At 47.1% G+C, this 13,207-nt stretch carries 9 protein-coding genes; 5 read left to right on the top strand and 4 right to left on the bottom strand.

Translation table 11 applies throughout. The annotated features are described in order from the left end of the window. The first annotated feature begins 614 nt into the window (after window positions 1-614). Window positions 615-1,862 (top strand): hypothetical protein, encoded by a 1,248-nt coding sequence (locus B036_RS0102350; protein WP_020567077.1) that lies wholly within the window; start codon window positions 615-617, stop codon window positions 1,860-1,862. Here B036_RS0102350 and B036_RS0102345 read toward each other — a convergent pair. The 3 genes from B036_RS0102345 to B036_RS0102335 form a co-directional block, all read right to left on the bottom strand. Continuing rightward, the gene (locus B036_RS0102345) at window positions 1,828-4,836 is read right to left on the bottom strand and encodes a CHAT domain-containing protein (RefSeq protein WP_020567076.1); all 3,009 of its coding nucleotides are present in this window, start codon (window positions 4,834-4,836) and stop codon (window positions 1,828-1,830) included. The genes B036_RS0102350 and B036_RS0102345 overlap by 35 nt on opposite strands. A 236-nt stretch (window positions 4,837-5,072) precedes the next feature. Next, window positions 5,073-6,539, bottom strand: a complete 1,467-nt coding sequence (locus B036_RS0102340) for a DUF1501 domain-containing protein (RefSeq protein WP_020567075.1) — start codon at window positions 6,537-6,539, stop codon at window positions 5,073-5,075. 3 nt (window positions 6,540-6,542) lie between these two features. Continuing rightward, on the bottom strand, window positions 6,543-8,804 hold the full coding sequence (locus tag B036_RS0102335) for a PSD1 and planctomycete cytochrome C domain-containing protein (RefSeq protein ID WP_157472003.1): 2,262 nt from the start codon (window positions 8,802-8,804) through the stop codon (window positions 6,543-6,545). Between the two features lie 219 nt (window positions 8,805-9,023). Between B036_RS0102335 and B036_RS0102330 the strand changes: the two genes are divergently transcribed. The 3 genes from B036_RS0102330 (at window position 9,024) to B036_RS0102320 (ending at window position 11,239) form a co-directional block, all read left to right on the top strand. Then, on the top strand, window positions 9,024-10,124 hold the full coding sequence (locus tag B036_RS0102330; protein ID WP_020567072.1) for an NHL repeat-containing protein: 1,101 nt from the start codon (window positions 9,024-9,026) through the stop codon (window positions 10,122-10,124). A gap of 78 nt (window positions 10,125-10,202) precedes the next feature. Then, window positions 10,203-10,721 carry a hypothetical protein gene (locus B036_RS0102325; RefSeq protein WP_020567071.1) on the top strand — a complete coding sequence of 173 codons (519 nt, stop codon included), beginning with the start codon at window positions 10,203-10,205 and terminating at the stop codon, window positions 10,719-10,721. After that, on the top strand, window positions 10,721-11,239 hold the full coding sequence (locus B036_RS0102320) for a hypothetical protein (RefSeq protein ID WP_020567070.1): 519 nt from the start codon (window positions 10,721-10,723) through the stop codon (window positions 11,237-11,239). The genes B036_RS0102325 and B036_RS0102320 overlap by 1 nt, the downstream gene beginning before the upstream one ends. A 24-nt stretch (window positions 11,240-11,263) precedes the next feature. On the opposite strand, the gene B036_RS31530 is transcribed toward B036_RS0102320, so the two are convergent. Continuing rightward, on the bottom strand, window positions 11,264-11,872 hold the full coding sequence (locus B036_RS31530; protein WP_020567069.1) for a DNA-3-methyladenine glycosylase family protein: 609 nt from the start codon (window positions 11,870-11,872) through the stop codon (window positions 11,264-11,266). A 327-nt stretch (window positions 11,873-12,199) separates the two neighbouring features. Between B036_RS31530 and B036_RS0102310 the strand changes: the two genes are divergently transcribed. Continuing rightward, entirely contained in the window at window positions 12,200-12,979 is a 780-nt protein-coding gene (locus B036_RS0102310; RefSeq protein ID WP_026231599.1) for an SAM hydrolase/SAM-dependent halogenase family protein, read from the top strand. Window positions 12,980-13,207: the final 228 nt, after the last annotated feature.

The following is a 13,207-nucleotide window of genomic DNA, read 5'->3' as shown; positions in this document are numbered from 1 at the left end:
CCTGAGGATTGTGCTGTGAGGAGTGTAAGTGGAAAAGATCAATCCAAAGGTACGAATTTTCAATTCATTTTTTATAATTTATCTTTTCAAAATATGAATTGAGAAATGATTTTACTTTTAGCGACATGTTGTGAAGTGCGATTTTTGCCAGGTTTGTAGCTTGGGTTTGCTTAATGATAGCACCAACGCTGTAAGCAAGTGTTCAACTGAACACTTGCTTACAGGACTATATAGTGGCTTGCAACTGTTGAGGATTTTGAAGCTTCTCCACTCTATTCTTTTGACTTAGGCTTCAAAGTCCTTAATGATATACGTGAGACAAGATTCTCATTTTTGGCATTTGGGGTAAGTACAGGCAGGTGCCCACGGCACTACTTAAGTCCACAGTTACTTTAGGTGAAAGGACCCTGAGGTCTAGACAAAAGAAGAGCTTTGTGTGACTTTTAAGAGAAGAAATCTATGTTGAGGAGGTTTGGAAATCTGTAAAGAGAATCGTAAATTCATTTTAAGAAACACGAGTATTTTGAAAAGTGAATTTAAAAAACTATCTTTGCAGCCGCTTTTTAACGAGGCCTGTAACTTTGAATCGTAATCTCACAATTGAAATAAGCCTTATGGAAATATTAGAAGGACATATGCCCTGCATCGAATTTATTATAACATATGAAGACTTGGAAATACCCAAGGATAAGACTATCAAATACCCCACTAGTAAAGATTTAGACAGTAAGGACCTAATAAAGTGGTTTAATGATAATGTAGGAGTAGCTAACCTTTTAGAAGGATCGGTTGATGTAAAAGGAGTTGTCCGGGATGAGATTGGTGATAAGGCTTATTATGAAATATTAAAAAGTCTCTGCCAACTAAAAAAAAGAATAAAAGTTCATCTTCCAGAGACGAAACTTGATAGACAAGATATTGAAGGCTCGATAAAAGCACATTCTGGTAAAGACATTCCTTCTGGACCAATAGATAAGTTTGATACTTTGTCAAGAATTGTAAATAATTCTAAGGATTTATTTGATGGCTCCTCCGTCAGGATAAATAAAGCTAGAACAAAATTATATAATTTCTTCCTTGATGAAACGGGAAAAAAAATTATTAGATTTATTGTAGATAAAAGAATTTCTGGAGAGTCTCAAAAAGATATTGCTGATTTACTAAATACAGTAGAAAGTTTTAAAAGATACAATCAAAAGCCATTTAATTTTAGTCAAGTTAATAAGCTATATAGTACTACAACTTCTTTTATAGAGAGGTTTTCTAATTCGGAAATTTTGATGGATAGGTTAGTTAAGCAAAGGAGGAAAATTGCTTCATTAGGAGCTTATTTAGCTCTCGACCCACAAGATTATAGTTTTGAGGAGAAAGACTTACCCTATCTTGCTGAAGAGAGTAATATGGCAGAAAGTAGCCCCCCAAAAGAGGCGAAAAAACTTGCTGTCAAAATATCACTTGAGAATGACGTGTTGATTTTAGGAAAGCCTGATAATTTTATTAAATCAAAAAGACTTCTTTTAATAATTTATTCTTTTTCGGAAGAGAAACAATTTTTAAAAGGAATTTCGTTTGGAAACAAGTCAAAAATAGAAATTGATCTTAATAAGGAGGCAAAGCTTTTTCCTGGTGGGTACGTTTATCAATTAATTGACGAAGATTCTATTCATTTTAATGATGAATTATTTTCTAAGGTTAGAGAAGAGGAAGATATTTACGAGCCTAAATTTGGGAAGTTTTTCTTTTCTTCCGAGTTGTATCAATTGCCTAGAAATTATACTTGGTCGAAAACAACTCACAAGGGTAAAGTCAATTATCAACCGCTTATGGTTAAGGTTGAAGAGATTCCATCTGGTCTCCAATAAAGTGAATTACTCCCCACTGTGAGGGATGGCTAATTAACAAATCGTCGTTATTTATCAATGAAGCCATGGCGTTTTGATAAGCAGGACCAAATTTTTCATTATTGCTTATTTGTTTTAAAAATTCTACAGTGAACTTAACGGCTACAGTCTCATTGAGCTCCTTCGAACTGTAGATGATATTTCTGGCACGTGCGGCCAAGAATGCGCTGAAAAAAGATCTTGGCACATTACCCGTGCGAGAATGACCTACACTTCCTTTGCAAGTTAGCAGTAAAGTTATTTTTACTTTTGATAAGTTCAAATTAAGTATATCCGATTGGTTAAGTACCAAGTGATGAGTTTCGTCACCTTCTTTTGACTTTAGCAAAAAGCCTAAGTGATATTTATGATCGCTTGATTTTGTGCTGTGCCCTAAGAGGACTACAACGTGAGCGCTTTTCAATTTCTCCTTTAGGTCTTGGACTGTATGCTTGTCCGGATCGAAATTAAAATGATCTCCACTAAATTCATCGCCCTCTTGAGCAAAGGCAACATCTCCTTCCTTTACACGGAAGAAGGCTCGTTGAAATCGCTCAATTAAATCTATTCTTACATCTTCATCTTGACCACCCTTCCTTGTAAAAGCAGTCAACATCAGACCTTTGTCTTTCTCATTTTTCTCAAAGTTTTCTAAAATGTCTAACATGCCAATCGAAACCTGCTGAGAGATCAGATTTTTTTTAATCAGGTAGAAATCTTTTATAAACCGTCTACTCTTGACTTCTTGAGTAAGTAAGGCAGGCCAAGGGATTTTCCAGCCCCATTTATCACATACAATATAGTATCGGTTAACAGTATTGCCATCAACTAGAATAGGGGAAATCAATGTTTGGTATAAGTTGGCAAGCCCAGTTTTAAACTTTTTGTCAAGAGTAAAGATTTCTTTATCACCTGAGAGTTTTTGAATGGCATCAACGTTTGCGTTTTCCAATTGAATGAATTGACAGCAATAATCATCGACTTCACTTATTAACTTCTTTAAATCGTGTACTCCTCTAAACGGTTCCAGAGGCTTTAATTTTGTTAATCGTGGACTATTTCCCACAATCTGCCTATTGCCATCCCCTTGAAAGGTTAATACATAGGTAAACCGACTTCCAACAAAATGAACCATCGCTCCTCCCGGCTGATCATTGAATCTTTCACAGATGACATTGATGTCAGATTCAGGTTGGTAAAAAGCAAACCTGCCAGGATTCTTATTGCTCAAATAGCGCTCAAGTTTTTCAAGTTCACCTTTTCCAAGGTTGGTTTCGCTTTCATCATTAAATAATTCTTCCAACAGTATCAATGCTATGCCATCTTGAGGGTAGGGTACTCTAGCTCCTCCTGCTATACCTTGCGCCTGAGCACGTTTGATGACTTGGTATAAATGAGGCGAAAATGCTCTGCTAAAAACATCAACGATGAGCTTCTTTACCTCAACCTTCTGCTCTTTGGAAATACGATCAACGTACTCCTCCGTCAGTAGTTTCCAACAAGGCTCTAGCATTGATTCATATACTAGGTGCGTTCTTCTACCCAGGTCTTCATGCGAAACAACAGATGATAATTTGTTTAGGTACTCTTCTTCTATCTTCTTTGCCGTTTCGTAATGAACACGTATTTTTTTTAGAGTATCATAGCTAAACACACCCTTCGATTGGCTAATCAAATAGGTCGTATCCATGAGATGATTCAAGGAAGTGATTAACTGGGCGTCTGATAGACAGGTGAACGAATCGGCTCCAGCCTTTGTAAGGTCATTGGACGTATTGGCTTTTATGGCTGACCATGCATCATTTTGTGCGGACTCCCAAAAAGGAATCGCTATGTCGATATTCCTATACTCAGGATAATACTTGTAGGCATTTCCCGACAAAATTTTTGCTAACGCACGATTGTTATAGGCTCGGGCAATAGTAGTATGCGGCTTTTTTCCAAAAATTTTTTTTCGTTGTTTTAATTCCTTAGTGAAATACTTCGTAGCCTTTTTTCCATCCTTATGTCTTTCTGGGTGGAAATTTAACCTTCTCCCATTTTTCAGGATTCTAGTTACGTTTAACATCCCCTTTAGTCGAAGTACGTGTGATTTTCTGCGGGTTCTCTTTTTCTTGTATTGCTTCTTCAAGATAAAGGATACGTCTTTCAACAGATCCTTTACCTCAGCAAAAAGTTGTTTTGATGAGTTTTCATCTTCAGTGCGTCTGGCCTCATTCCGTTTAGCGTGGGCTTCTAATTCCAAGATTTCTGCCTCGAACAAGTGCATGACATCAGTATCGTCTTTTCGGACTAAGGGGCAACTCTTTTTAAAAAAATGTTTAGCCTTTTCAAGGTATTGTCCAGTCAACTCAATATTGTTGGTTCCGCCCACATCCGGCCCCCGACGTGGTGTCAATAAACGGGGGTAAACACTGAGTATCCGACCACGGTAATAATCAGTGTACTTGACTTCTTCGGGTTGTTCAGCATGATAAGCCATCACGTAGTGCGCTGACATGCCAAGATGACATAACGCCTTTGGTAAGTCGTCCCATCTCCAACAACACTTCGCGGAGAGTAAGTGAACCCTCATTAGTACATAGTTGGAAAAACCTGCGATCGGCACCTTATGTAGCTTGGCCGCACGTTGGAAAAGGTCATAGGCTTTAAAGAATTTGCTTTCGTCATAAGCCACAAATCCCTGAGTAATCAATACTTCGGCTGAATTATTCTTAATTACTTTAGGTAATTTCTTTAAATCGGCCCTTATCGATTTTATATCTCCCCAAATAAACCTTAGCCGTTGACGGAACCCCCATATCTCTGCGTCAGAGAGATGACTTAGGTTTCTACTTACCTTTCTTTCCCATAGGTCAATCCAGTGTTCTATTCCTGGCCCATAGTTTGAACCTTTTATACAGGCATTAAAATATTTTCGTCTTTCATATACTTCACGAGAGGTCGTAGATTGCATATCGTCGTGTGAATTTCAGGCCCTGAGTAGTTGTAGCAAAAGCTTAGATCGCAATACTACGAAAAAGATAATTGATAATTGATGTAAATATTAATGCGTATGCTGGTTGTCAAACAATATTTTCTTAACAAGAATGCTTGTTTTAGTTACCATAAATCCACCTAGAAATGCGCTCAAATCAAAGGCCTAAATACCCGAAACTATACTAGTGAAGATCTCAATTTGCTGATTCATAATCACCCCAGTATATCCTTCACCACGTGTCCCCCCACATCCGTCAACCGAAAATCCCTGCCCTGGAACGGGTAAGTTAACCGCTCGTGATCAACACCCAACTGATGAAGTATGGTCGCTTGTAAATCATGCACATGCACGGCATCCCGGGTCGGGTAGTATCCGAATTCGTCAGTAGCGCCGTAGGTGAGGCCGGGGCGAAGGCCTCCGCCAGCCATCCACATCGTAAAGGCTGCGCCGTGGTGGTCCCGGCCTTTGAACGGGTTCGTCACGCCGGCGCGGTTTTCCTGCATGGGCGTACGGCCAAATTCTCCTCCCCAAACGATGAGGGTGTCCTCCAGCATTCCACGCTGTTTCAGGTCAGTGAGCAGGGTGGCCATCGGCCGGTCCACTTCCTGGCAACGGGCCTTGAAGCCACCGTGAAGATTCTCAAAGTCATTACTGCCGTGGCTGTCCCACCCCCGGTGGTACAACTGGATGAAACGAACGCCCCGTTCGGCCAACCGGCGGGCCAACAGGCAGTTGTTGGCGAAGGAGTTCTCCCCGGGCTGCGTGCCGTAAAGCTCATGGATGTAGTCCGGCTCCTGGCTGACGTCCGTTGCTTCCGGAACCGTCATCTGCATCCGGAAGGATAGTTCGTATTGCTCGATGCGGGAGAGGACATTGGGGTCCCCAACCTCCTCATGCTCCCGCCGGTTTAAATCTCCAATGGCGTCCAGCGTACGGCGGCGCACGTCGCGGGAAATACCGTCAGGGTTATTGACGTACAGCACCGGGTCCCCTTTTGACCTGAACTCTACACCCTGATAGTTGGAGGGTAAGAACCCACTTCCCCACAAACTCTTGCCCCCACTCGGAGCCGATTGCCCGGATACCATCACAATGAAACCCGGCAGGTCAGCATTGTCCGTCCCCAGTCCATAAGTAACCCACGAGCCGAAGGAGGGTTTGCCGGGCTGCGTACCGCCGGTATGCATGAAGAGTTGGGCCGGTGCGTGGTTGAATTCTTCGGTCGTAACGGCCTTGAGGAAAGTAACTTCGTCGACTTTTTTGCTGAATTCCGGGAGTAATTCAGACACCCACGCACGGCTGTCACCGTGCTGCTGAAACGCAAACTGTGGCCCCAGCATCTCCGGTACGCCACGAATGAAGGCAAAGCGTTTGCCATCCAGGAAAGACGGCGGACAAGGCTTGCCGTCCAGCTTAGCCAGCTCCGGCTTGTAGTCAAATAACTCCAACTGGGAAGGTGCGCCGGCCATATGCAGGAAGATGACCCGTTGCGCCCGGGGTGCAAGGTGCAACGCCCGTTCCAGGGCATCACCGACGGCGTCTTTTTGAGGTGTCGGGCCGTCACAACCCAGCATGCCCAGTGCCATGCCGCCAATGCCGAAGGCGGCACCCCGGAACAGTTGGCGTCGGGTCAGGTAGCTTTGGGAGCGGGCCCACCATTCTTTTTCTAGTTGGTTCATTATTCAGCGTTTGACTAAAACCTCGTCTAAATTCAAAATAGCGCGGCAAACGGTCTGCAGCGCCGCCGCCTCCGGCGGAATGGAATCCGGTAAAGTATCCGTGCGGAAGGCAGTCAGGTTAAGCAGGTAGAGCTCTTTCAGCCGGGCGAGCCGGAAGCTGTCGGGTGCGCGCGCGGTAGCGCGCTCGTAGGCCAGGCCAATCTGTTCCCTGGGGCGGTCTGGCCTCTCAGTACGAACTGCCTCTGCCAATGCTGCTCCGGCCTGGACAAACACGGGGTCGTTGAGGGTCACCATGGCCTGTAGTGGTGTGTTGGTCCGGATGCGGCGGGAAACGCAAAGGTCCCGGGGCGGAGCGTCGAACAACAACATGGTGGGGTAGGGGCTGGCACGACGAAAGAAAGTATAGAGGCCGCGCCGGTGGTTTTGCCCATCAGAGCTGGTCTTCCAGCGTGCGACGTGGCGGATGATGTTCCAAACGCCTTCTGGCTGGTAAGGCATTACGCTGGGACCATAAATTTCGGGGTTCAAGAGGCCGCTCACCGCCAATGCCTGGTCCCGGATATGTTCGGCACTCAGCCGGAAGCGTGGTCCGCGGGCCAGCCAGCGATTCTCCGGGTCGTAGGCCAGAGAGGCTTCGTCGAGGGTACTGCTTTGTTGATAAGTTTTAGAGGTGACGATCGTTCGTAACAACGACTTCAGGCTCCAGGCCTGCTCGTGGGTGAACTCGAGTGCCAACCAATCAAGTAACTCCGGATGGGTGGGGTTGTCACCTTGAATACCAAAATCCTCCACTGTTTTTACGATGCCCCGGCCGAAGAGTTCTGCCCAAATCCGGTTGACCAGCACCCGGCCGGTCAGCGGGTTGTCCTGGTCAACGAGCCACTGGGCCAGCCCAAGTCGGTTTTGGGCAAATACTTTACCCGTTTTATCGTAGGTGGCGGGCGGGCGTGGTAGTAAGGTATCGGCTTCCATCAACCAGTTTCCGCGTACGAAGAGGCGGTTTACGCGGCCGCAGGAATCCTGATATTCCTGAAGAACGGGTACCTGCAGCGGACGCTCCAGCTCAGTGATGGCGGTTTCGAGTTTGGCGATGACTTCGTCGGTCAGGGTGTCGGCCGCCACCCTGCTTTTTAACCTTGACAGCTCCTGCTTTCGAGCCGTGGAATGAAGCGGGACCTTGGGATAATCCGACGTCAGGTCCGCATCGATGGTATTGTTGAAGTAGCCCTTGACGGTGTAGTATTCTTCATGGCGGATGGGGTCATACGGATGGCTGTGGCACTGTACACAACTGAAGGTGGCGCCCTGCCAGATCTCCATGGTCACGTTTGTGCGGTCGAGCACGGCTTTGACGCGAAATTCCTCATCATCCGTACCACCCTCGTCGTTTGTCATCGTGTTGCGGTGGAAAGCGGTGGCCAGCAAGTCCTGATCTGAGTACTGGGGCAGCAGGTCGCCGGCAAGCTGCCGGATGGTGAAACTGTCGATCGGCATATCGCGGTTGAAGGCATCGATGACCCAGTCGCGGTACAGGTAGATGGTACGTCGGATGTGGTCTTTTTGGTAGCCCTGCGAGTCCGCGTAGCGGGCCAGGTCAAGCCAGAAGGTAGCCCATCTTTCGCCAAAATGTGGGGAGGCAAGCAGGTCGTCGACGATGGTCAGGTAAGCTTCTTCACTCGGGTTGTCAGCGAAACTTCTGGTGACTTCTAGCGGTGGTGGCAGCCCGATCAGGTCAAGATACAGGCGGCGAATCAGGGTAGTAGGCGCGGCCGCAGGTGCAGGGGATAGGTTGTGCGCAGGCAAACGCTCGCGTACTAAAGCATCAATCGGATGGTCGGCTTTCTCAGGTATAACCGGAGGCTCGGGAAGAGTGTAGGCCCAGTGTTCTTCCCAGACCGCCCCTTCTTTGATCCACCGGCGGATGAGCTCCGTTTCTTCTTCGTTCAACTGTTCCCCATCTGGTGGCATCACTAATCCTGGCTTGTCAGAGATCACCCTTTGGTATAATTCACTTTCTTCTGGCCTCCCGGGTATAATGGCTTTCTTGCCAGATCGTAAGACCGCATACATGTCCTCCTCAAACAGAAAGCTCAATCCGCCCAATTGCCGAACGCCACCGTGGCAAGACATGCACTTCGTTTTCAGGATCGGGCGGATGTCGTTGGCGAAACTGACCTTTTCGCCCCCTTCGTTGCCGCAGCTGTATATAATGGCCCACATGGAACAGATAAACAGGGAGAAGAGAGGGGATTTAGGAAGACGCATTAGCGGGAAGGAAGAACTTTTTGGAGAGTTCTAAAGGTAGGGGTTTCGTTGGTTAGGGCATCATGCCATGGCCAATTTTCCGCCCCTTTCGGCTAGGCGAACTATGTTCCCCGGCACTTGTGCCGTCCCTCTCTTATCAGCCGGCACAAGTGCCGGGGAACCAGGCCCGACGAGCGGTTTCTTCTCTGCGAACTAACTTTAAGGCCATATTCCCAAATCATGCAACGCAGAACTTTCCTCCGCAATACCGCACTGGCCGGCACCGCCATTGTCATGCCCGCTTTTTTGACCGGCCGCGCTGCGGTTTCCGACGACCTCATCGTAGGTCAGGGCGCTCACCAGTATAAAGTGAACGCGAACTGGGCCAAAGTTTCTCCAAGGCAATACCCGCTCATCAACTGCCACGAAATGGTAGCAGATCGGAGCGGAAAACTCTATCTGCTGGGAGACCATCCCAGTAATAACGTATTGGTCTTCGATCGCTCCGGTAAGGTCACAGACAGCTGGGGGTATACTTTTCCCGCCGGGCACGGCCTGACAATCTTCGACGAGGGCGACGAAGAAACGCTCTTTATCTGCGATACCGGTAGCCACTCCGACCAACATGGCCGCCGGCGTAATCAGCCGGGAAGCGTCACTAAAACCCGTCTTAACGGGGAGATCATCTTCCAACTCGGACACCCGCAAACGATCGGTGTCTACCAACCAGGTATGGCTTATCACCCCACCGAAACTGCCGTTGCGCCGAACGGAGACGTCTACGTTGCCGACGGCTACGGCTCCAACTACATCATCCGTTACGATGCCAACGGCCGTTACCTTCAGCATTTTGGCGGCAAAAACAACGAAGATGCCAGGTACAACCTCAATCAGGCTCATGGTGTCGCCATCGATCTGCGCAAAGCGGGGCAGCCCCGCCTGGTGGTCACCAGCCGTAACGATCAGGCATTCAAATTTTTCACCCTCGACGGTAAATTTATTGAGCAAGTAACCCTGCCCGGTGCGTACGTTTGCCGGCCGGTGATCCACGGTGAGAACCTGCTGGCCGGTGTCTGCTTCGCCAATACCGTGGAAGGTAAAATCAGGCAAAAGCACAATGGTTATATCACCATCCTGGATGGGGACAATAAGGTTGTTTCGAATGCCGGTGGAACCGCCCCCACGTATAAGGATGGTCAGCTACAGCCCATGTACCAGGACCCTGCGGTGCATAACCTGTTTCACCACGGGCACGACGTCTGTGTGGATGCGGATGAGAATCTTTACTTGTGTCAGTGGGATGCTAAGGGGAGTGCGCCTATTTTTTTGGAGCGGGTGTGAATTGTCAAGAAGCTGATTATCTATTATCTTTGAACTTAAGCTTGGCGTCATAGTGTTAACCAAGTGAAAACAGTTATCATGTTAGTTGTACCACAACAATCACTGGAGTCTTCAGGCGACGTGCTTTTGAAAAGCATGGTGGCAACTCGTTTATTAAAGTTAGACAGAGACCGATTGAGCTTTCGAGACCGATTGATTTACTCATTTTCGCTGTTCTTTCTCAGAATAATTTGGCTCTTTGTTGATTTTATCATCAATAGAAAAGTTGCAGAAACTGATGACTTAACTTCGAAGTTGTCTTTAGCTGATAATCGAACGCTTTCTGCAGTAAACTACAAACTGTTACGTTTACGCAAAGACAAACTATTGTACCACTTGGAGGACATTCGTAATATAAAAATGGATTTTGATGGAGTCCCGGATTATATGCGCAGTTCAGTTAATAAATATATTGGTTCTTATCAAAAGCAATTAGATGTTCTAAACACGATCTTTGGACAAAGAGGGCTTGATCAGGCGCTCATAGATGGATTTCATGTAATTGACCAAGACGAAGCGTGGAATACGCGTACCACCGCATACGATTATGCCACCTAATGTTTAAAGAAACGTATCCCGTATCTAAGGTTACTGTAAGCAGTGCTTTATCCTCTGATTATCATCTTCGTACTACTATTTACCGTTTCGACGCAAGAGACGATGAGCGCTACTTGATCTATTTAAAGGAGTATCCTGAAAAATTTCATACTGTTGATTTTTGCCGAAACAAAGCTAAGAACTCTCGTCACCGATTTACGGAACTTACTTCTAAGAGAGATGCCATTCGGATTCTTAGTACCGTAGTCGGATTAATGATTCGGCTGTTAGTTGCAGGTCGGGCAGACGCGGTCTGTTTTGGATTTATTGGAGCCAGAATGAGAGAAGAGAATGACGAGGCTAGTTCTAAGCGGTTTAGAGTATATCGCCAAATTATGCTCAACTTAATTGACGCGAATGAATTCCATCATTTAGAAGCTCCAAAACGAGATGCCTACCTCATTATAAACCGAAAGGCAAATGCGCAAAAAGTTGTCGCAGTTGCTAAAAAGGCATTTGAAAAGGATGAGGAAGAGTAGTTGGCAACTTTTATTGCCAGTAAATTACCGTTTCCGCTCCTCCTTCCAGGCCAGTAAATACCGTGTCCCAAACGAACGGTAGGGCGCCCAGGCAGCGCCAACCCTGGTCATCATTTTTGGCAGTTTTTCTCCTTTTTCTCCTTCGTACATATCTTCCATGATCTGCTTCAGGTGGTAGTCGCCGACGGGAAAAACATCGGGGCGGGTAAGGGTGTACAGCAGGATCATATCAACGGTTTGCGGACCGATGCCTTTGATGGCCTGCAGGCGATCCCGGATATCCTTGTCGGTCATCTCCTGCCAATTCCAGGTATCCATCTTCTGGGCGTGCCACGCGTCTGTAACCCGGAAAAGGGTATGGTATTTCGGGTTGGCCATCTTGGCAATGGCCCAGTCTTCTTCCTGAATGGTGTAGATATTGTTGTCGTTGGGGAGCTCTCCGCTGAGCAGACCGATGAGCTTTTTCATGTAGGTGCCACGCGTCCGTTGGGGGATTTGCTGATCAACAATACAACTCACGAGGTCGTGATAAATACCCAGTGAAGGTGCAATGTCGGGGAGGGTCACCTGCGGGATAATGGCGGCGAGAACCGGATCTTTTTGGGACAGTTGGTTGGTGATTTCGGTTAACATAAACGATTCATTATTTGGCGGGCGCGCAGGTGCAATAAATGGTTTTTATGCACAATTGTTCGCGGGTTGTTCTTTGCTTCTATATCCTTTCTTTGCACCTGCGACCGCGCCCTTATTAGTCTCTTAGTCAGTAGTCCATAAATCATAGTCGGTATCGGCGGACACTACCGCCTATGAACTATGGACTACTGACTACCGGATTCCCTATATATTTGTGAAGTTTTTGTTCTGGCTGCTGAGTCCTGAAACCTAAATACTGAGCACTAGCTGCTGAATACTGATCCCTGATCCCTTAACACTATTTTACTGATCCCTGAAAACCAACCCGTGGCAACTCCCTCAACTCCTCTGCTTACCTTAACCTCCGACTTCGGCCGCGAGGATTTTCATTTGGCACGCCTCAAGGCCCATCTTTATTCGGCACATCGCGAGTTGCGAATTGTTGACGTTAGCCACGAGATTCCTACCTACGACATTGTCCGGGCGGCCTTCATCTTTAACCGCGTTTGGCGTCATTATCCGGAAGGGACTATTCACCTGATCAGTGTCAACGATTATTATCAGCCGCGGGGAAGGTTCCTGGCGATCCGGTATGAGCGGCAGTACTTCATCGGCCCCGACAACGGCATCTTTAGCCTTGTTTTCGGTAAGATGCCGACCGAGACGTATGTGCTCGACGGTTATACACGGGAAGACGCGCTTTCCTCTATCTATGCCCGGGCCGTGGGCCACATCGCCCGGGAGAAACCCTTTCTGGAAATTGGACTACCAGCTACCCGCTTCAGCGAGCGACTGGCTTTCCAACCCGTCATCGGCCCTAATTACATCCGTGGGGCGGTGGTCTTCATTGACCGCTTTGACAACGTGACGACGAACATCACCCGGGACCGCTTCGAAGAAATTGGCCAGGGAAGGGGGTTCAACTTACTGATTAAGCGGATGGCACCGATTGATGGCCTGAGCTTCCGTTACCACGACGTGCCCGAAGGCGAACCGCTTTGTCGCTTCAATGGGGACGGGCTGCTCGAGGTGGCAATAAACCTGGGACGGGCAGCAACGTTGCTGGGGATCAATGTGGAGGATATGGTGCAGGTGGAGTTTGTTTAGTCGGGTAGTCAAGTTTGGTCTTGTACAATGACCACTTTGCCCGCTCGGCTTCATTTTTGGTAACCTGATCTGGCCGGACAAAGCGTTCGTTAACTGGCTTTAGCAAGTCTATACTCCTCACGAAGTGGTTTGGGACATTACGTGGCGCTGAGCGCCAGTAAACGCTATTAATCTCAGGTCAACTGTATCCCAAACCTTCACGGTTTGGGTATATTTGACAAATTGGCT

The organism is Neolewinella persica DSM 23188 (assembly GCF_000373105.1).
Classification (GTDB): Bacteria; Bacteroidota; Bacteroidia; order Chitinophagales; family Saprospiraceae; genus Neolewinella; species Neolewinella persica.
This window is presented reverse-complemented; position numbering and strand designations above follow the sequence as displayed.